We start from the raw sequence: 27,000 nt of genomic DNA, 5'->3' as shown, positions 1-27,000 counted from the left end.
AAATCACTCAGACAAAGAAGGTAGCGTTGATTGTCCTCGAGTATTCTCAGTATCTGCAGGCGAAGGCGATAAATTTGCTTGTTTTGCCATTAAATTTAAAATCGCTTTGGCGCGACCAAGCGCATTTTGATCTTTGGCTGGCAAAACCATCGAATGTGAAATTTCTTGTAATTTAGTAGCGTAACTTTCTGCATAATTTTTTGCCCAATCTTTGATAGTCTCGGGCTTGTGCATCAATTTCAACAGGTCATCTAATACTTTATTTCCATATGGAAATATGGGCTGTAAAATAGCAATAACCTCATGTAATTTCTGCATCATCCCTGCTACAGGGGGAGGAAAAAATAATTGACCGCTACTCGTAGATATTTCCCAGGCTAATGGTGTCAGTTCGCCTTGATTCACAAGCGCTTTATGTAATGAATTAGCTTGTGAATATCCTAGTTTAGCGGATTGTCGTAATAACATATCGACATGAGGCATTGAATCCATTAATAAATCATGTTCTTCAGTAGGCGTCGGAGATTTCTTGGCTTGTTTTCTTTTTTCAAAAATATTTTTTGCTAATTGAAAGTATAATTTACCTATGTCTATTTCATCATCAAAATTTTCTATATTTATACCTAATCGCTTAGATAACCCATCAGTGACATATCTTGGATCATTTTTTAAAATGATTTTTAACCATTTAGGCATAGGTCCCTGATTAACAGAGCTAATGGCATCTTGTGGAATCTTTTCCATTCCTTGTTTTAAATAAGAAAATGACTTTTTAAAGTAATTTAGATTTGTTGATTTGAGGAGTTGGTAGGCATACTCGACAAAAGCATAATCTTTTTCAGATTCAGATGAATTGGTTAAGTGTTTTTGTGTGTTTAACCAACTTTTCCGTGCTTCTTGAAACAGTTGTATTATCTTTTCTTTAGGTAGATCTGAATCTATTTTGTCAAACTCTAAAGCAGCTATCAAAATTTTAGCTTGATAATACTCGAATTCTGCAGCTTTATTTAGAAGTGCTATAGCTATATCTGAGTTTGATAAGGGAGTATGCTCTGCCAATTCATCAGGTTCCTCCGTAGTGTCAGGTTCATGCACCCCGGCCAGTTTTTGCATTACTTGAATCAATTCTGGTACTTTTTCAAAGTATTCTGAAGAAAATGTTGGAAATGATAAAAAAATTGTACCAAGATTATAAAAGCTTTTGCCTAAATCATTTTTTCCCAAGTTAAACCAACGGGAAAATAGTTCTTTAATATATTCCTCTTTCTCATCAGGGAGATCTGCGTTAGAAGTTCTTAGTTCTGCATAGACTTTGGGAAATCGAAGAATACAAGAAATTAGTCTTAGTATTGCAAAACTATCATTCTCGTAATTAGTAACAATATCCATAAAAAATTTAGCTAATTTAATTGGTAGTGTTGATGGATCATAATCTTTTGAGTTGTGGTTTCCGAAATAATCAGGATCGTTCTTAGTAAGCGGCCAATATTCAGGAGCCCGTTTAATAGGATTTTTATTTTTAACATCAAAAAAATCAGAAATTGGATTTTCTGATTTTGCATCCTTTCGTAAAAATGTTTGCCATAGCTTTTTGTCTCGGCTTACTAACTGCATATCTTTGGACAAATCGCCAAACTGAAAAATCTCTTTTGGTTTTAACCCGAGCAAAGCTTCTTGTATCAAATGATCTGGTAAAGAATTTAACTGAAGTTTCTTATCTGCATCCGCAATAGTTCGAGCTGTGTCGCTATCAGTTTCTAGTTGTAGTTGCTGAGCCACCATCTGCGAATACTCTTTTAATTCATCTGGTTTTGGTGGTGTTTCTGGAAGTTCTTTCAATTGAGAACGCAGAGGTACATACTCTTCATCATCTTCGTTTTCTGCGGTTTTTGCTTGCAAAGACATAGTTTTCGCAAGTTCGAGATCCCTGGCCTCTTTAGCTAGATCTGCGTGCGTTATGATTTTTTTTTCATCTGCAGTATCGGAAGCTTCTTGCTGAAGACTATTTAATTCTGGCTTTTTAATTTCTGAAGGTTGATCGCTCATCTGGGCTCTCTTTTTAGGGGGTATCAGGTTGTAGAGATATTTCGTAATTGCTTCTCCTCCTTTGATAATAAAGGGGGAGATTACAATGCTAGGGATTATCAGTTGATTTATCTCGGTTTCTTTAATATGCAAATATAGCATTTGCAAATTAAGAAAAAATTAAGAAAAAAATTATTGTGTCTTTTTTCAATTTGGTTCCCGAGTCATCGTCATTATAAATTATTACAAACCCTTCTTTGAGAAAATCGCCAGCCAAGCCCTCTTGCTCTTTTTAGAAACATTTGAAAATCGCACGGTGCAACCGATTGGTTATAATTTTCTGGAAGGTGCTGCGGTGATTACGTGGGCGACGCAATTAAGCGGTTATGGGGTGGCAGTGCCTTTGAGTACTTCTGAGTTTATTCCTCGGCTGTTGGTTTAAAGTCTCTAACTTTTATAAACCCGAGTAAGATGCGCAGCTAATCCAGTATCGTAGAAATAAATTTTAGGACTCGAATTACCGCCCCTTCCAAAGGAGGGGCGGAAGTGATGAAGTTGCGGAAAAATTTCCTACTCTCCAGAGACTAACAAGCGTTATAATCAACCAAGATAAGTTAATGGATTAATCATTGTGGATCATAATGCTGCAAGAAAATACGGAAAATTTGTAACCATCATAGCATTTTTGCTATTATTATTTATTTTTTCAGCAAGCATTTTCTTCCGCCCCTTAAATCATTACAAACCCTTCTTTGAGAAAATCGCCAGTCAAGCCCTCCATCAACCGGTGACAATCGGTAAAGTCGCCGGCGCTTGGCACGGTTTATTACCGGTGATTGACCTCGATCACATCACCATCTACGACGCTACCGGACAGATTAAACAGCTACAAGCTGAGCATCTGCAATTCAGTTTAAATCTGCTTAAAAGCTTAACCCATTGGAGTTTAATGCCAGATACGATTTATTTATCTGGCGCTAAGCTATACATCGAGCAATTCCCCAATGATACTTGGGCGATTAACGGTATAAAAATTCAACCAAAAGGACCAACTTCCACGCATCCGATTGAAGATATTCTTACTTGGCTGAAAAACTATGAGCAAATTGGTTTAGCGCAGGTGGATGTGCACCTGAAAAAAATGGATGGCACAGAAGCAGCCATCAAAAATTTACAATTATTGTTGACCCCTGTTGTGGGTGCACTCAAACTCGATGCCGATCATACGAAAATTACTAGCCCGCAGTTGTTTACCGAGCCGTTAACTTTTGAGCGTATCAAGTTGGATTTAACCGGTTTAGAGACAAGGCAAGGCTGGAAGTTATCTGTTAAACAGCTTTTTCTGAGCAATGCCGATTTAAAGCTCCAAGCGGTGATGGATGTTAATTTTCACAAAAATGATAAGGATATATTGCTACATGCTAATTTTTCTGACAATAAAATCACCCAACTACTTAAGTATCTTCCTCGTGGGATGTTATCGGAAAAATTAAATGCTTGGTTAAAAACTGCCTTGGTTAACGGTGATAGCGTGCATGGCAAGGTGCTGCTGCAAGGACCGCTGTCGCATTTTCCTTTTGCAGATGGTAAAGGTCGATTTCAGGCTAATCTGCAAATAGAAAATACTGATTTACATTACCTATCCGGCTGGCCTGATCTCACGAATATTTACGGCCATCTGAAATTTAATAATAATAGTCTTAGCGCCGATGTGGTGAATGCTAAAGTGCTGGGAGTCGATACCCACGCCATTCATGCAGAAATTCCCGATTTACATCACGCTACTTTAAAATTGCATTGGAATTCAGATGCTAAATATAGTGATTTAAGTCGCTTTGTTTTTGCCAGTCCGTTAAATGCGGTGATTGGCGATACCTTCAGATATCTTGATTACACAGGCCCAACCCATTTAACGATAGATTTAATCGCGCCCTTATATGAGTCAAAAGGCCTCAAGGTGAATGGTCATTATGTATTGAAACCGGAAGGTATTTTAAAAATACCGGCTTACCAAATTGTTTTAAATAAAGTGCAAGGGGCTTTACAGTTTACTGAGAACAGTGTGAATGCCAAAGAAATCAAAGGGCAATGGCTCGGTCAACCGACTGCAATTAATATCGTGACTCGGCATAATGCTATTGTTGTTCCGTTACAAAATCCAAGCATTGAAACTGATGTTAACATTATAGGTGGCTTATCTCTGCCAGAGGTGATTAAAAATTATCACTTAGATTTTTTAACGCCCATTTTAACTGGCGTGGCGCCATATAAAGCCAAGCTAACTTTCACGACCCTAAATGATAAAGTGCATACTGGCCTTCTAGTGAATTCTAACTTGGTAGGCGTGGGTGTTAATTTGCCTGTGCCTTTGAAGAAAACCCCAGAGCAAAGTCAGCCAACTGTCATTAAACTCGAATCCGCAGATAACAAAGCCAATATTTTCTTCGATTATGGGAAAAAATTAAGTGCAGCCTTAGCTTTAGAACATCAGGCGCAAACCACCCATCTAGTCAGTGGTGATATTGAATTAGGTGGTAAACCGGCAAAACTGCCCAATACCTCAGGTTTGATCGTTAACGCTAAAATTCCCAGCTTGAATTTAAGTGAGTTGGGTCAATATTTTTCATCAAGTGAAATCACAGCTAAAAAGACTGCAAAACCGGCAAAGGCAGGAGGTAAGGAGAGAATGAATATCAAAAATATTACTCTCAATATCGATAAATTAAGCGCCTTTGGTATCACCGTGGATAAAGTGTTAATTCAAGTGAAACAAATGCTGGATGCTTGGTTGATTAAAGTCAATGGTGTTAATTTACAGGGATATATTTCGATTCCATTTGATTTATCTTCCGATAAATTCATTAAAGCGAATTTTCAACGTGTTTGTTTAACTTCTTCTACAGTGAATGCGACACAGAAAAACGTAGCGACTAAAAAAGTAATGCAGAATATCAGTTATATTAATCCCCAACAAATTCCCTCATTAGATCTGATTTTTCAGAATGTTTATATTGATAAACACCCATTAGGCACCATCTGCTTTTTGACGATGCGGCAAAAAAATGCCATGCAAATTACTCGATTGAGTGTAGATTTTCCTCTGTTTAGATTTCTTGCTATGGGGCATTGGCGCAGTATTAATGGTAAACCCAGCACGATTCTCGGCGGATATCTAAAAACTAAGAATTTGGGTATGTTATTGTCGGATTGGAATCTGACTAAAAGTTTAAAGGGCGCCAAAGGTTTTGGTAGCTTTACTTTAAGCTGGCCAGGTCCGCTTTATGAAGTAGATACTCATAAACTCAATGGCAAATTCGCTTTTGATTTTGAAAAAGGTGAAATATTAAATGTCATTAATAATCGTGCTGAAGCGGGTCTAGGCAGGATTTTAAATTTATTGACCATACAAAGTTTACAAAATTTATTACTAAAACCTTTTAGCATTTTAACGCCAAAAACCAGTTTTGATTTTGATGATTTAACGGGGGATTTTACTGTGACGAATGGTAATGCTGAAACCAAAGATGCTTTGATTAAAGGTGATCTTGCTAAAATTGAGACAGAGGGGCGTATTGGCCTTGGCGCTAAAGATTATGATTTATCAGTAAAAATCACGCCATTTTTGACTAGCAGTCTGGCGGGTGCGTCGATATTTATTGGTGGGCCCATTGTCGCGGCAGGGGTATGGGTGATAAATAAATTGATTGGTGGAATTTTAAATGGCTTGTTTAGTACGACGTATCATGTGACGGGTAGTTGGACGGATCCGGTTTTTGAGAAGGTTTGAGGTCAACCGCCCACTTCCTTTTTGCGAGGTTCTCACCCCCCTTTGAAAAAGGGGGTCGAAGGCCGCAAGGCCTGAGGGGGGATTTAAAAAGCAGTGAGTACTAACACACTGTATTAAACACCCAAAACTCTTTAAATCCCCCCGCAGCCTGACGGCTGCGACCCCCTTTTTCTAAGGGGGTGATTTTGTGATTTTAATGCGCTGCAACCAGATCAATAAAAATCTCTCCATACCGTTCCAGCTTACTTTGTCCCACACCGGAAATAGTCGCAAACTCCTCCAACGTGCGCGGCTTCTGGTGATGAATTTCAATCAAAGTACTATCATGAAAAATCACATACGGTGGCACACTCTGCTCACGCGCTAAATCCAACCGTTTACTACGCAGCGCTCGCCATAATGCATCATCTGGAGCCGGTCCTTGGGGGCGATCTGCAGCAGTTTTCTTGGCTGGTTTAGCCGCTTTTTCTTTTTTACGTGTCACTTCAGGATCTTTACGAAAGGCAATCGTCTGTTCTCCACGCAGCAGCTTCTGACTCTGCGTCGTCAGCTGCAAGCTGCCAAAACCACGCATATCGATAGTCAACAAATTCGCCGCAACCAATTGCCGATAAATACTCTGCCACTGCTGCGGTGTATACGCCTGGCCAATGCCGAAGGTCGAAACCTTATCGTGATTAAAGCGCGCTACCTGGGGTGTCACCTTACCGGTTAGCACGTCTACAAGATGCTTCACGCCAAAGCGCTGTCCAGTGCGATAAACGCAAGATAATGCCATTTGTGCGGCAATCTGACCGTCCCAGGTGGCCACAGGCGTAAGACAATTATCGCAATGATTGCAGGGTGGGTGATACGCTTCTCCAAAATAATGCAGCAACACCTGTCTTCTACACAAAGTGGTTTCACAAAAACCCAGCAGCGCATCCAGCCGGCGGCGCTCTAGACGCTTGTGTTGCTCATCGGCTTCTGAACTATCCAACATTTGTCGCAACACAATCACATCGCCTAATCCATAAGACAACCAGGCATTAGCGGGCAAACCATCTCGGCCAGCACGGCCGGTTTCTTGGTAATATCCTTCAATACTTTTGGGTAGATCCAGATGTGCGACAAAGCGCACGTTGGATTTATCGATACCCATGCCAAAAGCCACGGTTGCCACCATGATGACGCCTTCCTCTCGGATAAAGCGCATTTGATTTTTTTGTCGGGTAGCATTATTCAAACCGGCATGATAGGGCAGCACTTCCCAGCCTTTTTGCTGTAGCCATGCTGCGGTTTCTTCAACACGTTTGCGTGATAGGCAATAGACAATACCGGCATCACCGCGGTGTTCGGATTCCAGAAAACGGTGCAGCTGCTCGCGGGCGTTTTGTTTTTGTACAATGCGGTAGACAATATTCGGGCGATCGAAGCTGGCGATAAATTGGCGAGCCTCCTGTAAACCCAGGCGCTCAATAATTTCTTGGCGGGTAGGGGCATCGGCAGTGGCCGTGAGGGCGATTCTCGGTATGTGCGGGAAGCGTTCATGCAATATCGACAGTTGCACATATTCAGGGCGGAAGTCATGTCCCCATTGCGATACGCAATGGGCTTCATCTATGGCAAATAGCGCGATTTTTGTTTGTTCCAGCAAGCTAAGAAAACGCGGCGTCAAAAGTCGCTCTGGGGCGACGTAGAGCAAATCGAGCTGACCTTTGATCAGTTGTTGTTCAACTTCCCAGGCGCTTTGTGGGTCAAGGGTTGAGTTCAAAAACGCCGCTTTAACTCCCAGCTGTGATAAGGCATCGACCTGGTCTTGCATTAAGGCGATTAAGGGTGAGATGACAATACCCACACCCGCTCTGGCGATAGCCGGAATCTGATAACACAGCGACTTACCACCGCCGGTAGGCATGAGTACAAAGGCGTCTAAGCCTTTGATTATATGTTCGGTAACTGCTGCTTGATTGCCACGGAATTCATGGTAACCAAAGACATTGTGCAGGATTTCCAGGGCAGAGGACATGTTGCACCGTGAGTTTTTATTTTTGGATGAGGTACTGTGAGAGGCGATACTGTATCATGTTGTTGGTGGGTGTCTACTCCGTATTTCCTCTCCCAACTATGACCGAAGGGAGCAAGTTCTCACCCCCTTTGAAAAAGGGGGTCGAAGGCCTGAGGGGGGATTTAAAGAGTTTTGGGTGTGCAATATTGTGTGTTAGTACTCACCAGCTCTTCAAATCCCCCCTCAGGCCTTGCGGCCTTCGACCCCCTTTTTCAAAGGGGGTATGTGTAAGGAGAATCATGAAAAAACACATTTATATAGGCACTTCCGGCTGGACTTACGCTGATTGGTCTGATCTTTTCTACCCCAAAGACCTTCCTAAAAACCAATGGCTGGAATATTACACCACCCAATTTAACACCTTAGAATTAAACGCTACATTCTATCGCACTTTCCCAGAAAAAGTTTTCAAGAGTTGGTATAAACGCACGCCAGAAAATTTTCATTTTGTAGTCAAAGCCTCACGCTATATTACCCATAGAAAATATTTATTAGATGTGACTCCAGCCATTGAACGATTTGAAAAATCAATCCGACCATTAAAAGAAAAAGCCAGCTTAATTTTGTTACAACTTCCACCAAGAATGCCTTATCATCCCGAGCGATTACAGGCTGCATTAGCCGCATTTTCTGATGCTTCAAGGGTAGTTGTTGAATTTAGAAATAAAGCTTGGTTAACAGAAGAGGTGTTAGCAATATTAATAAAATTTAAAGCCATTTTTTGTAATGTGGATTCCCCTGCAATCCAAATTTACGATAAAGTGACGTCAGATATTGCTTATTTGCGTTTGCATGGACAAAAAGCGCTGTATGATGATAACTACACAGCGAGACAACTGAAAAAATTTGCAGCCAGTATTGAACATTTATTACAGCAGGGAGCTAAAAAAGTGTATGTTTTCTTTAATAATGATTATCACGCCTATGCGCCGACCAATGCGAAACAACTTAAAAAAATATTGAGCAAAAATATAAACAATATCGGCAAGGAATAAACCTTGCCGATAATTTAGTTTCTTGCATATTTCGTACTACCTACTCACCCCCTTTGAAAAAGGGGGTGAGTAGATAGCATATTTCGTTTAAGTGCCGTATTTGTTACCTACAACAGCACCGCCTACAGCGCCGGCTGTGCCGCCGATAATAGCACCAGTGGTTCCACCCACAGCCCCGCCAACTACAGCGCCACCTAAACCTCCAACGCCGGCGCCAACAACGGTATTACCCGTCCTGTTATGCGTGCAGGCACCTAAAGTTAAAAAAAGCATAATAAAGAAAATGAGTATTAATGGTTTCCTGTTCATGGTAGCTCCTTTAAATTTAATAACTCTGTAAGTAAATTCACTTACCTTGTTAGTTTTTTTACTTAACAGCTACTTTTAAATCTAGTAGATAAATGCCACGAATTCCACACGGGCATTGAATTTTTCAATTCTAAGTACTATATATTTTAAAGGGAAAGTGGAAAAACAATGCGCATGATGCTGCGTGTTTTGGTAAGCTTTTTTAATACCCCGACAATTTATACAAGGAGTTTAATATGCCAAATAATCATTTCAGTTTACAAGACACGAATAAGCTTTTACTAAAGGCAAAAGAAGAATTAGCTGCCGCTATCGAAAATGTGAAGCATAATGCTTTAAAGTCTTTCGAGGCTGCCAGTAATTCCGCCAAGAAAGGCGCTCACGATGGTCGTGATTGCATGGAAGCTTGCATTAAGAAACATCCGTTTAAGTCAGTTGGCATTGCTTTGCTGACGGGTGCTGCGATTGTTTCTTTGCTGCGGTTTAAATAATTTTGTAGATTTTACCTTCTCCCATTCCGCAGGGGACTCCTTCTGTCACTGACGGGAGAAGGTCACTGACGGGAGAAGGATTTCTACTATTCATCTCCACTGCTGTATCCTGGTCTAGATAAATTTGACGCTGCTGGTGCTTCTTTTTTCGGAAACCAGGAAAACGCTTTGACCCCCGGTTCTGGTGGTGGTGCGCTGGGTTTAGGGAGGGGCTCTGCACCCGCACCGCCTGGTGGTGATGTGCTGGGTTTTGCTGGCTCTGTCCTCCCTCCGTCTGGTGGTGGCGCACTGGGTGATGGCATTTTTCCATCAGTTGGTGCTCCACTGCCGGCAGATGCAGATTTTTTCTCTTCCAATGGAGCAGCCGGCGCCTTCATCCTAGCATTTAACATTTCTTCAAATTTGTCGGGTGTTCCGCGTCCATTTTTAATATCCTTGCGCACTTCTTGAGCAGCTTGGTTGAGTTTAAACAGGTCTTCGTGGCCTTTGCTAGGTTTGAAATCTTTACCAAAATCGACGGCAATGCCAGATCTTATCAATTTTTCAATTTCCGCATCTTTGCCTTTCCAGGGACCATTAATCTTTGCGCATAACTGAGTCAGCGGCTTGCCTGAGTTGAGACTATGGTCTATGCAGGCAGAAACTGTCTTGTCATGATTGTTATCATAGTCTTTGACTCTGAAGGTTTTGGCTTCAAATTTCTTAGATTTTTTTGCATCAGACTCTTTTTTGACATTAGGGTCGTCATCTGTAGATTCCGGCTCGCAATCTGTAGATTCTTTTTTCAAGCCAGGATCATCATTTGTTTTTGTTTTGGGATGAGGATCATCGCTTGTTGAAGTGAATGTGATAGAATCTTCTTCTCCATAAGTATCTTCATCTGTTTCTCCTAGTGTGGAATCAGTCGAGTTATTGATATTTATTCCCCTCAATTTTCTGGATTCCAGCTCCTCTTCTAAAGCCTCCTTGAACTGATCGCGAGCAATTGATTCGCTCCGGTGTTTATTTCTGACAACTTCAGCAGCTGCTAAACGTTCCCTAGCATCATCATCTAGAGCGCAACCTTCTGCCACTTCAATCTTAACGCCAGTGTCGATCAATCGGTTAATGGCATCATTATCTGCAGTCCAATCACCACCGATAGTCACAGTATGGTCCATGGTTTTTCCGAAGCTTTTATCTGCATGACGTATGAATTCGCTTACCGCTGCCTGGTGGTCATGAGTTTCGTCTATAGACGCAATTTTCGTTCTCTTGTCAGTGTCTGGATCTTTTGGGCCATATGCTAAATAGGTATCTACACTACCGGGAGCGAAAGAAGGACGATGCAATGTTGGATCAACTGGTAGATAGGGTTGACCTTCATCAGATGTTTCAAATAGATCTGGGTCAGTTTCCATGCCTTCAGCTGTTTCACCTTTGGGATGATCTTTAAAATCATTAGAAACAATTTTTGGATAAAGGGAGGCTATTTCCTCTTCCTCACCTTCTTTTTGTGGTTGAGCTACTTCACCACTAGCAACAGGGATTTGTGAAGGTTGTTCTTCATGCCGTTCTTCATTCTCTTCTTCTTCCTCTTCCTCCTCATCATCATCTTCTTTTTGTGGTTGAGCTACTTCATCACTAGCAACAGGGATTTGTGAAGGTTGTTCTTCATGCCGTTCTTCATTCTCTTCTTCTTCCTCTTCCTCCTCATCATCATCATCTTCTTTTTGTGGTTGAGCTACTTCACCACTAGCAACAGGGATTTGTGGAGGTTGTTCTTCATGCCGTTCTTCATTCTCTTCTTCTTCCTCTTCCTCCTCATCATCATCTTCTTTTTGTGGTTGAGCTACTTCACCACTAGCAATAGGGATTTGTGGAGGTTGTTCTTCATGCCGTTCTTCATTCTCTTCTTCTTCTTCTTCCTCATCTTCTTTTTGTGGTTGAGCTACTTCACTGCTAGCAACATGATCTTGCTGCTGTTGTTGTTCGGCTTGAACTTCTGGTTGAGGTGCACTGCTGATCACGGGGTTAGGATTAATGTTGTTCTGTATATTAGGTATTTCATTAATAGGTTTGGGCTCAGGAGGGGGTGATCCTGGTTCGCTGATTAATTCGAAATCTTCTTGCATAGATCCGCTGCTGATCACGGGGTGAGGATTAATGTCGTTCTGTATATTAGGTATTTCATTAATGGGTTTGGGCTCAGGAGGGGGTGACCCTGGTTCGCTGGTTAATTCGAAATCTTCTTGCGTAGAATCACTGCTGGTCACAGGGCCCGAGCTGTTGTGGTTCTGTATACCAGTATTTTCTTTACTTATGGTGGGCTCGGGCGTGCGAGTGGCTACCATATCAGCTATTTTATTCTTAAAGTCCGAAAAACTGTTTTTAGCTGTTTCTAAAAAGGTGGGCGGGCGAGCTAGTTTGTTCTCTTCTAATTCTTTGAGTTTATCCAAGAATTCTTTGTCTGATTTTTTACGTTCCTCCAAGATTTCTTTGAGCGTTTTAGGAGCTAACTCATCATCTGTGGAATTTTTTTCTTTTGACATTTCAAATACCCAATTAAAAGTTTGAAGAAATATAAGGATTGTTTAGGTTATTGTATCTTCTACAGCTTAACAAAATATTAAACATTAGAATTATTAAAATCTAACAAAAGTAAACAACCCCACGTTTAACCAGTGACGCCAGCAGCTGTTTGCAGCTGGTATTTTGAGTCGCATCCCGCAAATCAGTACAGGCTAATTGACGCTGGTTGCAAAGTAGGGCTATGAAATTATGCATAGAAGTTGGATGTTTTTCGCTGTGTCCGTCGATAAATAAGTGGATAGTCTCCCCGGCATCATAATAGGCAAACCGCGAGCTTTCATTATGTCTGAGGAAGGTATGTTTTTTCAGCTGGGTATCGAGGTTGGGTGCTTTGTGAGTGGCTTCTGTTTCTAGTTCAGGATATTTAGGTTCGGTGATCAAGCGGCCAAACCACTCGAGCAGCAGTTGTGGCTTTTCTAGCAGATTTTGCAGGGTTTGTTGGGCTGTGGCTAGGGTTTCGGGGCTTAATTGTGCGGGAATGCTTATAGAGCCGTTGGGCATGACCTGTAGGCGTTGTGATTCGTCTAGTCCGCTTAGTAGTTCATTGCAGAAACCACTCAGTAACTCACTCTGTGAGGGGGTGCGAAAGCCAATGGAATAGCTCAAACCCGCTTCCAGGGCTATGCACCAGTGGGCTTGCTGCTGTGGGATATATAGCAGGTCGCCGGGTTCTAGGGTGAACTCTTCCCGGGTGTTAAATTCCTGCAAAATACCCAGTTGGGTGTCGGCGCGAGTTGCGGTTTGGGGTGAGCAGATATCACCGAGGCGCCAGTGGCGGCGGCCGGTACCTTGTAGGATAAACACATCGTAATAATCAAAATGTGCGCCAACACCGCCATTTTCAACGGCGTAACTGACCATAATATCGTCCAGGTAGTGCCTGGGCAGGAAATTGAAGGGGTTGAGTAGATCGCTCACGCCAGGAATCCAATGGTTGACGGCTTGGACTAGTAAAGTCCAATGGGAAGGTGGGAGTTTTTGGAAATCTTTGGCCTTAAATGGGCCGTGGCGCAGTTCCCAGGGGGTTTTGCCTTGTTCCAGTACTATGCGAGATTCAACGATTTTTTCGCAGGCTAGGCCGGCTAGTTCATCCGCAGATAAGGGGGAATTGAAGTTGGGGAAGGCTTGGGGGATATATAGGGGTTTTTGTTGCCAATAGTTGTGGAAGAAGTCTTCGGGGTTTAGGAAGGGGGCGGGGTTTAGCATGTTTTAAAACCTATAAATCATGTTATTATATTAAAATATTATTGACATTCGATAATTAATTAAATATATTTTGATTGCTGTTTAAAGCTGCACTGTATTCCTTTCCCCCTCGTGGGCATAGGCGTTAAGTTAAGCACTGTATTCCCCTCTCCCGCTTGCGGGAGAGGGGCAGGGGTGAGGGAGTTTGGATTGGCTTTTGTTGAGCAGAATTACCTGGCAAAAGCCAATCCAAGCTCCCTCATCCGCCCTTCGGGCACCTTCTCCCGCAAAGCGGGAGAAGGGATACAGTGCTTAGGGGAGAGGGGCTTCCAGTGCTGACGCTAACACTTGATTTATCCTTGGAGACACTCACATGACACCCATACAAACCCGAATTAAAAAAGTCAGCCGAATATTCCGCTGGTTATTTCAAATATTGTTTATAGTAATACCTATTGTCCACATCTTAGCATGGATCAATGCCCCTATGCCCATCGATGTTTCTGGGAAATTTGGCTTTTTTATCAATGTAATCCCTAAGGGAACTGAAATTTTACACCCACTCAGTGTCTCCACACGAATTTATAGTGGTTTAGTCAGCGCCATTCCCATGTTGCTATTAGAATTAATTGTTTATTTTCTAATCCGATTGTTCAAATTGTATGAACAAGGGCAAATTTTCTCATTGCAAAATGTGAAATATATCAAAAAGACCGGCTATGCATTATTGATATTTCAGATAGTGCGGCCGTTAAGCGATGGATTTTTAACAGCACTTCTGACTTGGGGCAATGGCCATGGGCATCGTTATGCGACCATCACTGTTTCTGGAACTGATCTTTCTATGGTACTCACCGCGTTCATTATTATCCTTGTTTCTTGGATAATGACCGAAGGCTGTCGCTTGCGCGAAGAACAGCAGTTGACCATCTAGGGGAATAAACCATGATTATCATTAATGTTGACGTCATGCTGGCGAAAAGGAAAATCCGCTCTAAGGAGTTGGCAGAGGCGATTGATATCACGGAGCAAAATTTATCGATTTTAAAAACCGGCAAGGCTAAGGCGATTCGCTTAAGTACATTGAATGCGATTTGTGATTATCTGCAATGTCAGCCAGGGGATATTTTAGAATATCGGCCGGATGAGGAATCTTGATCTTGGCGTGGGTTGTTTTCCTCATGCAGGCGAGATGTGTTATTCTCCCACCTGATATCTACTACTCCTTGAGGGATAACATGAAAAAAAGTCTATATTTCATTGCAGCTTTGGCTTTGCCTGTTTGTCTTAGCGCACAGGCTGCTCAGCCTACCGACAATGATCCATTTGCGCTTTCTATTCCTGATTTGAATGGCGGTTTGCAAATGAATGTGGGGGGTGCATTGAATAAGTCCAGTGGTACGGGACCGGGTGCATCCTCGGATAGCAGCAATGCACAAGTCAGCCCACAGGCAGGTGTAGGTTATGGTATTCCCGGATCGGGTAATGATGTCCAGATGCAATGGAATAGTGGGCAGTAGTTTTAAAAAGTGGATTAAATGGTTTTAAAATGATTGAAAAAAAGATGGATACGATCTGTTGTCCAAACAGGTATGCCAGAACCAAAAAAATCCTGATCTTCTGTCTAAATAGCACTGTTAAGAGTTAATGCCGTTGCAATCACCGGCCAATCATCCAAATCACGTTTTTTGAGTCTTTGCTTAGCTTCTTCAGCATATTCTTGATAAAAGCTTTCGTCGACTATTTGCAGCAATGGTTTAAGTTTAGAAAGCACAATTAGTGGTAAATCAGTTTGAATAGCACGTTTTTCAAAAATGATAGGCAAATATTTTTCCGCATCTTCCAAACAAACATCTGGAACAAAAAATTCGACCGTTTTGTTAAATGTTAGCAGTAAACTCCTAACTTTATTCCCCAAAACAGCTCGTATGAGAATATTGGCGTCTAATACAATTGGCTGTAATGTCATTAGCGTTCTTCCTTACGCTTCCGACCTCGTAGGTGATTAAACTCGGCTATTAGCTCATCTACCGTAACACCTTTAGATACTAGTAGCTTTTCAAGTTGTGATGCCGCCTGCTTTAAAGCTTCTAATTCAGCTAGTTCAGGGTGATGACGAGTTGGTATGTAAAAACCCATAGTCTCCCCATGCCGAGTGATCGCTATTGGAGATGAAGATAATAAATATTGCGGCAAATGTGAGCGAAACTCACGCATACCCACTTTTACTACATTAGGTTCCACAAAAATACTCCTCTAGTTATGTACCGTTGTGTACACAATAGCAAAAGAATGGTCTTTTGTCAAAATTAATCCCACAACTCCTGGCATGAATTTGCGCGGCTTCTAAGAGAATTCAATCATTTTTACGCAATTACGGTATTGTCATCCTAAAAATCTCTACAGATAATCCACCACCCATTACGCAACTTCGCCGCGTTTCGCACGACTGACTTTTCAAGGATTATCACAACATGAAAAAATTATTGAGTGGATTATTAATATCCTGTATTGCGATGTGTTCAATCACAAAAACTGCTACAGCAGAAAATGCATACATTCCATTGCCACCACGACTTAGCTTATGGGGATTATCCGGTGAGCATTTATTAGCCGAAGGCGATGCCATGTTGCCGATCTATGGAAACACCGACAGTATTTTTTATGCCGATGCGCAAGGCAAAACAACATTTGCAACTGATTGGCTAGGCAGTTTAGGTGTGGGTGTACGATCAGTCACTCATAACGAGCGCATCCTCGGCGCTTATTTATTTGCTGATGGTAACCGGTCATCCGCCGATAATTTATTTTGGTTTATGAATCCCGGTATAGAATCTTTAGGTAAAAACTGGGATTTCCGCGCCAATGCTTATGTGCCTATCAGCAGTCAACAAAAATATATTGGCACAGGTTTTGCAGATCATTTTGATAATTATAATTATCTGCATTTTCATGGTCATACCCAATGGGATGCGATTTTACAAGAATATGAATCGGTGGGATGGGGTGTAGATGCGGAAGCGGGTCGACAGATTCCAGGTATTCCCGGATTGCGATGGTATGTGGGAGGCTATCACTTCAATCCTGAAAACACCTCTGCAATTAACGGTATAAGCAGTCGTGTGGAATATCCCATCAATGCACATCTGGGTGTGAATATGCGAGATAGCTATGATAATCAGCGTCATAACACTCTGTTGCTAGGCGTGAGTCTGACTTTAGGTGGTGTGAATTCTGCTCCGCGAGATGCTATGCAGCCCATACAGAATCGCTTGTTAGAACCAGTCGAGCGGCATTTGGCGACCGAAGGGCAAGCCAATGGCGAACCGGTGGTGACACGGCAGCAGGTGGTGGCTTCATCGGTCGTGGAAAGAGACAATATTTGGTTTTTCCAACCTAAAGGTGGCAGTTCCTTCCAAGATGCTTCCAGCTGCACGGCGGAACATCCTTGCTCTGGATTTGATCAGCAAACGGTCAATGGCATCAATAGTATCGCGCCAGCCAATCCGAATTTTTATTTTAAACCAGGGCAATATCACAGCGAGACCACTTCCGATCAAGACACTTTACCATTGGCATTAACCAATGATGGATTGTTTGGCCGTTCTAGCGATTATGATCGTCCACTACAAAGTGCGACATTTACCGGCGCGTTGGCATTAAACGGTGTAGATACATTGAACTCCATCATTCTGAATAATAGTAAACAAAATCCATTTCAGTCCGGTTTGACTTTGGCGGAAGGCTGCATCGTCACGTTAAATCATACACAAATAGGCGCAATAGACGGCGCGCAAAGCTATACAGCTGGCGTAAAAATGCAAGACAGTACTTTATATGTCACGCATGATTCAGAAATCAATGCGTATAGTGATAGCAGCAATTTGGCAACTGGCATTTACGCGTATGGTCAAAATGCTTTAATTACATTGAAAGATAGTCGGGTGAATGTCAGTGCGAGCGGTGCGAATAATAATTTTTCAGCCATTGGCATTGAAGCGCAAGGCATTAGCAGTAATCGTATCAATTTAACGGACAGCCAAGTCAATGTGAATCTGGATTTTAACGGCAGGGGGAGTTTTAGTTCGCATAACACCAGTGGTATCGATGCTGAAGGTGATGATAATGAAATTACGCTTGCTGGTAATAGCAGTATTAATCTATCAGGCTATATTTCTCCTGATTCTAAAGGGCATAACGAGGTAGATGAGTTTGGCATCGTGACGCATGGCAACGTCAGTCATATCAGTCTCAAGGATAATGCTGCGGTCAATGTATTAGCTGATGTTGAAGGTGGCAGAAGTAATACTATTTATGTTAACGGTATCAGTGCTTTGCAGGGTGTCAATACCGTCAATCTTATGGATCACAGTTCTGTGATGACTATGGCGCATATAAATAATAACGCCACCAGTAATTTTGATTTTGTCAACGGCATATCCGTAGCGGGTAACAATACCGTCAACCTTGAGGATCAAAGCAGTATCATGGTGCAAGGTGTGATTCAAGACTCAAAAGGATTTAACACAGTTAAAACCCAGGGCATTAACCTCGATGGGTTCAGCACCGTGAATTTATCCAAAAATAGTCGGATCAGTGCCAATGCGAATGCCGACGGTAATCAGCCTTACGCCCAGGCTTATGGTATTAATTCATTGTGGTCACAATCGGTTATCCATGATGCTGATACAAGTTTGTCAAATATCAACGCCTATGCGTCTGCTCCGGGTGGGGAAGCGGTGGCGAGGAAGATTAATGGTAATTGTTCACCTCCTTTGAAAAAGGGGGTCGCAGGTCGCAAGGCCTGCGGGGGGATTTGAAGAGTTTTGGGGTGTCAATCGATCTCCTCTTTAAAATACCCCTTTTTCAAAGAGTAGCCACTTTAGATAGCAGAGTAAGATGAGGATAGAATTATGTCATTGATATATGTCGCATTGGTAAATAGAGTGAGGAAAAAAGACGCTGATTATGGTGTTATCTTTCCTGATTTTCCAGGTTGTGTTTTTGGAGGTAATACGCCTGCTTCAGCATTGGAGAATGCAAGAGAGGGTATTATTTTTCATATAGAAGGATTATTGGATGCTGGTGAAACATTGCCGGAGCCTACTTCTTTAGAAAAGATAATGCAAAGTTCAGTGTATAAAGATTTGCTATTTAATCATGACAATTACATTGAATTAAAGCCTATTGTTTTGATGAAGTAAATAATCACTTCCTTAGAAAAAAAATGGACACAGTTGTAAGGCTGCAGGGGATTAAGAGCTTAAGGAAGCTAAATAATTATGTTAAGTTACCAGCACAAAAATAAAATCAATGCACGAAAACTGCGTTCCAATTTAACAGATGCAGAACAATTGTTGAGGTCGAAGCTCAGACGTAAACAAATTAGGAATATTCAATTCTATAGACAAAAGCCAATTGGAAATTTTATCGTTGATTTCTACGCACCTGCAGCCAAGCTTGTGATAGAACTAGATGGAGGCCAGCATTTTGAAGCAGAGTATAAGGAAAAGGATTTAAAAAGAGATAGTCATTTAAGTCGATTAGGCTTAAAAGTTTTACGGTTTGATAATTTGGAAGTATTGCAATATACGGAAGCAGTGATCGATAAAATTTTTGAAGAAGTATTTATTCTATCTGCTCACTCTTTCTAAGGGAGTGACTGACTGCTCATCCCCTTTTTCTAAGGGGGGGCGACTGTTCACCCCCTTTTTCAAAGGGGGTGACTGACTACTCACCCTCTTTTTCAAAGTGGGTGACTGAAGCAGACCTCTCCTTCAATTTTATTTCAGACAACAACATCCCCGCAAATATACAACCCGCCCCAATCAGGAATTTCACCGTCAGATTTTCATCCAAATAAACCACCGCAGTTAGTGTTGCAAACACCGGCTCTAAGGCAAAAATAATCGCGGTTTTAGTATCAGTGAGATAGCGCTGAAAACGAATTTGTAGATAGCAAGCTAGAATTGAGGCAAAAATAGCGCAAAATAGAATAGATACCCAGAGATTCATTGCAACTGGGATGGTAAAGCTCTTATTAAATAAGTTAATCACACCAGCTATTACAGCGATAGTTAATGATTGCACAAAGGTTAAGGTGAAGGCATGACCACTGTGAGAAAATTTACCGGTCACGATGATATAGGCGCTAAAGCAGATGGCGCACAATAAAATCCAAAAATCCCCTCTATTTACATCCAAGGCAGAATTAAGCGAAATTAAACAGATGCCGATGATAGTCAGACCCACCGCGGCGGTAATGTTAATGGCCGGCCAGCGTTTATGAAGCATACAGAAATAAAGTGGCACCATAATCACAGATAAACCCGTGATAAAACTCGCTGTTGAAGCAGTGGTAGAGGTGAGGCCAATGGTTTGAAAAATGACAGTGCCACCCAACAATAATCCTAACCACACGCCTTGCAAGATTAATTTTTTATTGACTAGGTGAATTTTTTTGAAAAAAATCAGCAGCAGAAGTAAGCTGGCAATGCTGTAACGCCAGAATAAAAAGTTAAAAGCATTCATGCTGCCCACAGCATCTTTGATGAAAGAAAAGGTCATGCCCCATAACAAGGTGCCAAAGAGAAGATAAGCGGTGGCGGTGGTGGCTTTTTTCATGTTGTGTTTCCAAATTATAAGGCTAGTGGCGATGTATTATATCATTAAATGGCGCTTCACCCCCTTTGAAAAAGGGGGTCGCCAGCCCTAGGCTGCGGGGGGATTTAAGGAGTTTTGGGTGCCTAATATTGTTAATGTAGTACTCCTAGCTTTTTCCGGTGGATTTCCTTCGGTCATAAATCCCCCCTCAGGCCTAACGGCCTTCGACCCCCTTTTTCAAAGGGGGTGAGAACTTGCCAATTCCGCACGTTGCAAGTTCAATGCTGCCGCAATCAACGAAAGATGCGTCAGCGCCTGTGGAAAATTACCCAGCATCTCCTTGCCTTTAGTATCATATTCTTCCGAAAATAATCCCAATTCATTACCGGTTGCAATCGTGCGTTGAAAAATTTCATGTGCTAAATCTAATCGGCCTTGACGAGCAAGGCAGATGACTAGCCAGAATGAACAGGGTAAAAATACCCCTTCAACTCCCTCTAATCCATCACTCCCGATAGGATAACGGTGTAGCAGTCCATCTTCACTCAAATCCTGCATAATAGCATCGACAGTGCGTACGATGCGCTGGTCGGTATATTCCAGAAAACCCCACATCGGTAGCAATAGCAGTGCTGCATCCATTTGCGAATAGCCAAAGGCTTGGATAAAAACCCCGCGTTCTTTATCATAACCATTTTCTTCTACTGCTTTTCGAATGGCTTCACGTGTTTGCCGCCACTGTTCCAGCGGAACATCTTTATTTAAAACTTCCGTCAATTTGATACCTCGATCTAATGCCACCCAACACATGACTTTTGAGTGGACAAAATGCCGCGGTTCACAACGCATTTCCCAAATGCCACAATCTGGTTGGTGCCAAACGGCATTTACTGTGCTGATAATTTGCATTAAAAATTTCCAATAATCTTGGCCGAGGGAATTACCGCTTCGCACGCTACTTAAGGCTAAATCCAGCAATCCACCAAAAATATCCAGTTGTAATTGATCGATAGCGGCATTGCCTACTCTGATGGGTTTGGCGCCGTGAAAACCACTTAATTCAGGCAGTGTATATTCGTGTAGGCGCGTTTCACCGCCGACACCGTATAAGGTTTTAAGACCATCTGTGCTGCTATGGCTGCTGCGTTCAATAAAGCGGCGGAAGCCATCAGTTTCTTTATCAAATCCCAACCAGCTTAATGCCCTGACCGTAAAATAAGAATCACGAATCCAGCTATAGCGGTAATCCCAGTTTCTTGAGCCACCATGACATTCAGGCAATGAAGTCGTAGCTGCAGCAGCGATAGCGCCAGTTGGTGCATTGGATAGCGCTTTTAACACCAGGGCAGAACGTGTTAGCAATGCTGCATAGGGACTTGCGATCGCGGTGGATGTCTTGTCAGTTGTTGGGGTCGTCGATTGGGTAGCGGTGGTTTTGCTCGATTGTTCGGTCATGCCTGATTTACGCTGACTTTCGGCAGTTACAGCAAAGGATTGTGGGATATTGCCTTGTGAAATCCAGTTGCGCCACCAGTTTTGTGTTTGATAAAGCCGCCAGTCCAATTCATCTACAGCGGGCACTTCGACGTCTTCAGCGTCCAGCTCTTCGGGTTTTCTGTAAATCAAAGATAGGTAAAGCCGTTTTTGAGATTCTATATAAAAGGTTGAGGTTAATTGGTGGGGCGTTTGTAGGCGCATGGGCATGTCGCCCGATATCAGTAATCCATTGCTGCCGCCCAAGGCGATGAACGAAGTATATTTATAGCGACGTATCCAAGGTTTAATCGCGCCATAATCAAAGCGCGGCGCTATATGCAGATTGAATTTCATTTTGCCATGGATGCCTTCGACAATTCTGATAATTTGTTGATGGGGTGTTTGTGAACCCCCTTTGCGCATAGGGAAAAAATCGATGAGCCGTGCTTGGGCTTTTTCTGTAGTGAACAAGGTTTGCAGAATCATGGTGCCATCAATATATGAGCGCGCAGTTTCAAATGAATGCTTGGGGACGAGTTGACAAAAGCCACCATTTTCCCAGTCCAAAAGACGCCCAAAACAACTGGCGTTATCTATCCTTGGCATACAACACCAGTCTATGGAGCCGCGTTTGGAAATTAAAGCTGAGGAATGGCAGTCGCCGATGTGGGCGTAGTCGCTAATGGCGGGTTGTGGGGAAATGGTTTTCATGGGCGTGTCCTTTTTTGCATGGCCATCATCCTTCGTTTGCGTGGAAGATAGCCACTGGAAATTTATTTAATAATTGACCTATGAGACAAAAATTCCCATCAGCTACCTCAGTTTCTGTCAAAACTGACCGCCAGTGCCGCGGTGCTTCTGGCGGCAAAATCACTTGTGTGTCACCCCAGATTTCCATGCCTAATGGAAACTGGTTTACAGCGCATAAGCCAGTACACCAACGCGTAGCAATCATAAAAACCCAGTGATTTTTATAGCATCTGGCGAAGGCAATCACATGCTGCTTTTTTATCCCAGCCACTTCTAAAGGAATATATTTTCCTTGAGAAAAAAGTTCCGCCTGGTTACGGCGGAAATTGAGCAAATAATAAGTCAAATAAAGTTTAATGCGTCCGTCAGTCCAAGCTGTGAGCAAATTATTTTCTAGTTCAATATCGAACAAGGAATCTAATAATTCAGCTAAATAATTAAAATCAACCACATGACGATTATCTGGGTCAACCAAATCAAATTGCCATATTTCATTACCTTGATAGATATCAGGAATCCCGGGACTCACAATTTTTACAGCAGTTTGGGTCAGTGAATTTAACATACCAAAAAACGCCAGTTTTTGTTGTAGCTCTATAAAATCAGGTAAAAAATGATTGTCAGCAGTTTCAGTGAATAAGGCATCACAAAAAGCGAGCGTTGCTTCCTCATAATCAATATTCGGTTGGTACCAAGTTGAATGGACTTTCGACTCGCGTAACGCTTTGGTTAAAAATGTGTGTAGACGTAATATAAATTCTGACACCTGGTGTGGAAATAGTGGCCATGCACCTAGCATGGATTGATACAACATGAGTTCATCATTCACATCAGGCGCCAGCTGGCCATGGATGATTATTTTTTTGGCTACATTCAACTGCCGCCAACGTGTGGCTGCCTGAGTCCATTCGTCCGGTATTTCAGTTAACACGTTCAGCCGGGCGCGCACATCTTCACTGCGTTTGGTGTCATGTGTTGAGGTGGCATTTAAGCTGTAGGGATAATGTGATTGTTTATATTGGTTATATTGATGAAACAGTGTTAAATCACCAAGGGTTTTGGTACTAAAATACAAGGGTTCGCTGCCTACCTCATTTAAAGAAAGTAGGGGATTAAATTGATAACAGGTCGTATCTTCATAACCTTTGGCTACCATGGGGCCGGTAAAAACTTGCCATTTTTCTAGCCACTGTAACCAAAGGTTATTTGCAGCAGGGGTTAAATGACCTTGGACGGCATTTTGAAAAAAAGTCAGGCAGACTGGATGGATCGATTTTTTTTCTACACTGTCTAATATTGTGGTAATAATATTTTTGTCCTGTGGGCTGATTGAATGGTTGTGTATATAAGTTCGATACACTGGAATTCTTGCGCAAATTTCTAAAAGTAGTTTTTCAATATCTGCTTTATTAAAAACATGGCCTTCAGTCTTGGCAATTTCGGCAAAAAAATCAATCAAATGTTTAAATTCATTTTTAAATAAGCGTTTAATGACCAGTTGATTATTGTGGTAACGAATTTCGGCAATGGTGTATTTTAGCACTGTTTGTTTTTCGTAGAAATTTAGCAGTTGCAAGTAGCCAGCAGGATTGACAAATATTTGATTTAATTCATTGGTAAAATCATATCCGGTAGTGCCAGCGATATGCCAGCTCGCGGGTGGATGTTCATTACGAGCGAGGATTTTTTCAACAACGGTGTAAACAGGTTGAGAGATTTTGTTTGCTAATAAATTCAGGTAGGCTTCAGGGTTTTTCAATCCGTCGATATGATCGAGGCGTATACCGGTGATTTGCTGGTTGTGGATTAATTGCAATAGGAGTGGGTGGGTGGCATTAAAAATGGCTGGGTCTTCCATGCGAAGGCAGATTAATTCATTGATGTCAAAGAAACGCCGGTAGGAAATTTTTTCGCTGTTTGAGGCATCCCAGGAAATATCAAAGAACGCTGCGTATTGGGATTGATCTCTTCGTTTGATGACATCGTGCCACCAGGGGTTATTTGCAGATGCGGCCATATGATTGGGGACGAAGTCGATTAATAATCCCATGTGTAATGTTTTAAGCGAATGGGAAAATGCAGTAAATCCAGCTTCTCCACCTGCTTCGCGGCTAATTTGATTAGGATTGGTCACATCATAGCCATGCAGGCTGCCGGGGTTGGCTGTCATGATGGGGGATAAATAGATCCAGGATACGCCTAATTTGTGCAAATAGGGTAGAGCAGCCTCTGCTTTGGCAAAATTGAAATTTTGATTGAGTTGTATTCTGTAGGTTGATGCGGGTATTTGCATGGGGGTTCCTGTAAGAGCTAAAACAAATTCATTTTCAATTGCTGCAATAATTGTCTAAACAAATTCTTATAACCCTCATCCGCTTGATTTCTAATCCTATCTTCCATAGACAAATGATACATAATATTTTGTACTTGCCACGGATTAATGATTAAGTTAATTTTATTTAAAATCTCAAGCAAGTTGATTAATTTTTTTAATAATTCCTCATTAAATGGATTAGATTGAAAATTTTTAAATACAGTCACCATCTGTTGTTGCAATAAGAATTCGATTTCAGTATGGTAAAATTCTGTGTGAAATTTCTCTGCCAAAGCAAATAACTGTTCAATCCTTTCTAGATTAAGAATATCTTCGTGAATGGCTTGCTTTAAATTTGAATTGATAACGTATTCAATGGTCTTATGTAATGTCAAAGGTAACGGGATAGATAGGTTGTTAACATAGCTCATGATCGAAGCATGATTGTCATAGAAAAATCGATACATAGATTCCGCTTCTGACAGTGGAAGTTTGAGGATTTCATTGATAACAATGCGTTGCTCATCGCGGAACATATTTTTCAAAGTATAAAGCGATGAACCGAAATATTTTTCCAAGAGTTTAGTGATTTCCAAGAACTCGCCTTGCGAAAAAACATTCAATAATTCCTGTTCCATTCCGTGATAGGCAGCCTCATCTTGAAAGGTGCGCACACCACAGAGTAAATTTTGATCGCCATAATGTATCAGCGCATAATCAGTAAATATAGTTTCTCTGGTGATTTTTGAACTGACACGAACTGCGCCGATTTTAAGTTTGATTTTTCCGGATTCTGCAGTTTGTGCAAAATGTCTTTCAACGTTATAACAATAAATCTCGGTATGGTCATCATAGTCTTTAAAAATTGAACTGATGGCGTAATGTGCAGTCACCGCAGGGAGTTCAAGACGCATGGGTTTGATAAAGCGTTCATAGATTTTGCGTCCGTTTTCATATTCTGGGATATTGCTGGGTGCATTCGCTAAGTGTTCTAAAAACTGACTTTCATAATCAGTGTCAGAAAAGCTATGCGCTAATTGAATCGCGCGAGCCGCATAAGCGATGACTTGTACGGTTTCAATTCCGGATAATTCATCAAAGAACCAGCCACAACTGGTATACATTAATAAGGCATGACGCTGCATTTCCAGTGCTTTTAACACTTCTTCAATTTCAGACTCCGTTAATTCTCGGATAGCGTTCTTATCTAAGAAATCGGCAAGTTTTTCGGGACTCCTGTCATGGATGATTTCAATATAATCATTGCGTGCCTGCCACGGATCACGCAAATACTTGCCGGCATGTTCTTCATACACAGGTATCAAACTATCGCGCAACCAATCTAAACTTTCACGCAATGGAGCGCGCCAGTGTTGTCGCCAGCCGGAATGGCCACCACTATTGCAGCCACAATCGGATTTCCAACGTTCTATGCCATGAGCACAGCTCCAGGAGCTGTTTTCATGAATTTCCACTTCATGTGTTGGCGGATTATGTTCTAAGAATTGTCCATAGATGGTTATGTCTGCGACTTGTTGCTCTTTAATATAGTGCAGGGCATAAGCCAGCGCCATATCGCCAAAAGCGTGGTGATGTCCATAGGTTTCACCATCGGTAGCAATATGAATGAGCTGCGGATGCATACGTGAGAAATTACATAATTCGATTAAGCGATCGGCGAGGACATTGCCGCTTTGTAATAGGTTTTCAAAGGCTAGTGCCCGTGAAGTTGGACCATCATAAAAAAACAGTGCAATCGAACGTCCTGAAGGGAGTTTTTGTAAATAAGGCATAGTGATATCAATTTTATCGCCGACATTGTGCCAATGCAGGCCATCGAGTTTGCGGACTCTTTTAGCTTGGTTGGGGGCGAGGATAGTAAATTTAATTCCTACTTCGGACATGATATCTAGGGTTTCGAGGTTGACTGCGGTTTCAGGTAGCCATAACCCTTCTGGCTTTCTGCCAAAATAGATTTCGAAGTGACGAATGCCCCAGAGGATTTGGGTATATTTGTCGCGGGTGTTGGATAGCGGCAGTATCATGTGGTTATACGCTTGGGCTATGGCGGCGCCGTGGCCTTGGAATTGTGCTTGGCTGTTTTGGTCGGCCTCAATAATTTTTTTGAGTAATTCGGGGTGTTTTTCTTGAATCCAGGAAATCAAAGTAGGACCAAAATTAAAGCTGATGCTTTGGTAGTTATTGACGATTTGTGTGATTTCGTGATTTTCATTTAAGATGCGTGATGCGGAGTTGGGGGCGTAGCATTCGGCGGTGATGCGTTCGTTCCAATCGTGATAGGGGAAGGCGGTGTCTTGGAGTTCTATGGCTTCCAGCCAGGGGTTTTCGCGCGGCGGCTGGTAAAAATGGCCGTGGATGCAGATGTATTTTTTCATGATGAACTCCGTGTTTTGATGATGTTTGTTGGTTGCTACTTATCCGGCACA

General features: G+C 42.0%; 20 protein-coding genes and 1 pseudogene. 10 read left to right on the top strand and 11 right to left on the bottom strand.

What is annotated here, in order from left to right; genetic code table 11:
• Window positions 1-3: 3 nt before the first annotated feature.
• Window positions 4-2,046, bottom strand: a complete 2,043-nt coding sequence (locus VHE99_08870; GenBank protein HVV69123.1) for a hypothetical protein — start codon at window positions 2,044-2,046, stop codon at window positions 4-6.
• A gap of 262 nt (window positions 2,047-2,308) precedes the next feature.
• Here VHE99_08870 and VHE99_08865 point away from each other — a divergent pair, with 262 nt between their 5' ends.
• Both VHE99_08865 and VHE99_08860 read left to right on the top strand, forming a co-directional pair.
• The gene (locus VHE99_08865; GenBank protein HVV69122.1) at window positions 2,309-2,467 is read left to right on the top strand and encodes a hypothetical protein; all 159 of its coding nucleotides are present in this window, start codon (window positions 2,309-2,311) and stop codon (window positions 2,465-2,467) included.
• 189 nt (window positions 2,468-2,656) lie between these two features.
• A complete protein-coding gene (locus VHE99_08860) occupies window positions 2,657-5,812 on the top strand; it encodes a DUF3971 domain-containing protein (GenBank protein ID HVV69121.1) in 3,156 nt (1,051 codons plus the stop codon).
• Between the two features lie 193 nt (window positions 5,813-6,005).
• Here VHE99_08860 and recQ read toward each other — a convergent pair whose 3' ends face one another.
• Window positions 6,006-7,820 carry a DNA helicase RecQ gene (recQ, locus tag VHE99_08855; GenBank protein HVV69120.1) on the bottom strand — a complete coding sequence of 605 codons (1,815 nt, stop codon included), beginning with the start codon at window positions 7,818-7,820 and terminating at the stop codon, window positions 6,006-6,008.
• Between the two features lie 278 nt (window positions 7,821-8,098).
• Here recQ and VHE99_08850 point away from each other — a divergent pair, with 278 nt between their 5' ends.
• Window positions 8,099-8,854 (top strand): DUF72 domain-containing protein, encoded by a 756-nt coding sequence (locus tag VHE99_08850; GenBank protein ID HVV69119.1) that lies wholly within the window; start codon window positions 8,099-8,101, stop codon window positions 8,852-8,854.
• A gap of 87 nt (window positions 8,855-8,941) precedes the next feature.
• Here VHE99_08850 and VHE99_08845 read toward each other — a convergent pair whose 3' ends face one another.
• Window positions 8,942-9,163: a hypothetical protein gene (locus VHE99_08845; GenBank protein ID HVV69118.1), complete on the bottom strand. Its 222-nt coding sequence runs from the start codon at window positions 9,161-9,163 to the stop codon at window positions 8,942-8,944.
• 236 nt (window positions 9,164-9,399) lie between these two features.
• Here VHE99_08845 and VHE99_08840 point away from each other — a divergent pair, with 236 nt between their 5' ends.
• Complete coding sequence (locus tag VHE99_08840; GenBank protein ID HVV69117.1) at window positions 9,400-9,654, top strand: hypothetical protein; 255 nt, start codon at window positions 9,400-9,402, stop codon at window positions 9,652-9,654.
• Between the two features lie 86 nt (window positions 9,655-9,740).
• Here the strand turns inward: VHE99_08840 and VHE99_08835 are convergent, their stop codons facing one another.
• Both VHE99_08835 and VHE99_08830 read right to left on the bottom strand, forming a co-directional pair.
• Window positions 9,741-12,185, bottom strand: coding sequence for a hypothetical protein (locus tag VHE99_08835; protein HVV69116.1), 2,445 nt, complete (start codon window positions 12,183-12,185; stop codon window positions 9,741-9,743).
• Between the two features lie 100 nt (window positions 12,186-12,285).
• Window positions 12,286-13,431: a cupin domain-containing protein gene (locus VHE99_08830; protein HVV69115.1), complete on the bottom strand. Its 1,146-nt coding sequence runs from the start codon at window positions 13,429-13,431 to the stop codon at window positions 12,286-12,288.
• Window positions 13,432-13,783: 352 nt separating this feature from the next.
• Here VHE99_08830 and VHE99_08825 point away from each other — a divergent pair, with 352 nt between their 5' ends.
• From VHE99_08825 to VHE99_08815, 3 genes are all read left to right on the top strand, one after another.
• Window positions 13,784-14,344: a DUF2975 domain-containing protein gene (locus VHE99_08825; protein ID HVV69114.1), complete on the top strand. Its 561-nt coding sequence runs from the start codon at window positions 13,784-13,786 to the stop codon at window positions 14,342-14,344.
• A gap of 11 nt (window positions 14,345-14,355) precedes the next feature.
• Complete coding sequence (locus VHE99_08820; GenBank protein HVV69113.1) at window positions 14,356-14,568, top strand: helix-turn-helix transcriptional regulator; 213 nt, start codon at window positions 14,356-14,358, stop codon at window positions 14,566-14,568.
• A gap of 80 nt (window positions 14,569-14,648) precedes the next feature.
• Window positions 14,649-14,930, top strand: coding sequence for a hypothetical protein (locus VHE99_08815; protein HVV69112.1), 282 nt, complete (start codon window positions 14,649-14,651; stop codon window positions 14,928-14,930).
• A gap of 14 nt (window positions 14,931-14,944) precedes the next feature.
• Here VHE99_08815 and VHE99_08810 read toward each other — a convergent pair.
• Both VHE99_08810 and VHE99_08805 read right to left on the bottom strand, forming a co-directional pair.
• Window positions 14,945-15,379: pseudogene (locus VHE99_08810) on the bottom strand (PIN domain-containing protein).
• A complete protein-coding gene (locus tag VHE99_08805) occupies window positions 15,379-15,654 on the bottom strand; it encodes a type II toxin-antitoxin system Phd/YefM family antitoxin (GenBank protein HVV69111.1) in 276 nt (91 codons plus the stop codon). The pseudogene VHE99_08810 and the gene VHE99_08805 overlap by 1 nt, the downstream one beginning before the upstream one ends.
• A gap of 230 nt (window positions 15,655-15,884) precedes the next feature.
• Between VHE99_08805 and VHE99_08800 the strand changes: the two genes are divergently transcribed.
• The 3 genes from VHE99_08800 (at window position 15,885) to VHE99_08790 (ending at window position 19,064) form a co-directional block, all read left to right on the top strand.
• Entirely contained in the window at window positions 15,885-18,230 is a 2,346-nt protein-coding gene (locus VHE99_08800; protein ID HVV69110.1) for an inverse autotransporter beta domain-containing protein, read from the top strand.
• 93 nt (window positions 18,231-18,323) lie between these two features.
• Window positions 18,324-18,614, top strand: a complete 291-nt coding sequence (locus tag VHE99_08795) for a type II toxin-antitoxin system HicB family antitoxin (protein ID HVV69109.1) — start codon at window positions 18,324-18,326, stop codon at window positions 18,612-18,614.
• A gap of 78 nt (window positions 18,615-18,692) precedes the next feature.
• Entirely contained in the window at window positions 18,693-19,064 is a 372-nt protein-coding gene (locus tag VHE99_08790) for an endonuclease domain-containing protein (protein ID HVV69108.1), read from the top strand.
• Window positions 19,065-19,140: 76 nt separating this feature from the next.
• On the opposite strand, the gene VHE99_08785 is transcribed toward VHE99_08790, so the two are convergent.
• The 4 genes from VHE99_08785 to VHE99_08770 form a co-directional block, all read right to left on the bottom strand.
• Window positions 19,141-20,034, bottom strand: a complete 894-nt coding sequence (locus VHE99_08785) for a DMT family transporter (protein HVV69107.1) — start codon at window positions 20,032-20,034, stop codon at window positions 19,141-19,143.
• Between the two features lie 216 nt (window positions 20,035-20,250).
• Window positions 20,251-22,200 (bottom strand): glycoside hydrolase family 15 protein, encoded by a 1,950-nt coding sequence (locus tag VHE99_08780; GenBank protein ID HVV69106.1) that lies wholly within the window; start codon window positions 22,198-22,200, stop codon window positions 20,251-20,253.
• Between the two features lie 25 nt (window positions 22,201-22,225).
• Complete coding sequence (treY, locus tag VHE99_08775; protein ID HVV69105.1) at window positions 22,226-24,532, bottom strand: malto-oligosyltrehalose synthase; 2,307 nt, start codon at window positions 24,530-24,532, stop codon at window positions 22,226-22,228.
• A 17-nt stretch (window positions 24,533-24,549) separates the two neighbouring features.
• A complete protein-coding gene (locus VHE99_08770; GenBank protein HVV69104.1) occupies window positions 24,550-26,949 on the bottom strand; it encodes a DUF3536 domain-containing protein in 2,400 nt (799 codons plus the stop codon).
• Window positions 26,950-27,000: the final 51 nt, after the last annotated feature.

The sequence above is a fragment of the Gammaproteobacteria bacterium genome (genome assembly GCA_035546635.1).
In the GTDB taxonomy this organism is placed as follows: Bacteria; Pseudomonadota; Gammaproteobacteria; order JAURND01; family JAURND01; genus DASZWJ01.
This window is presented reverse-complemented; position numbering and strand designations above follow the sequence as displayed.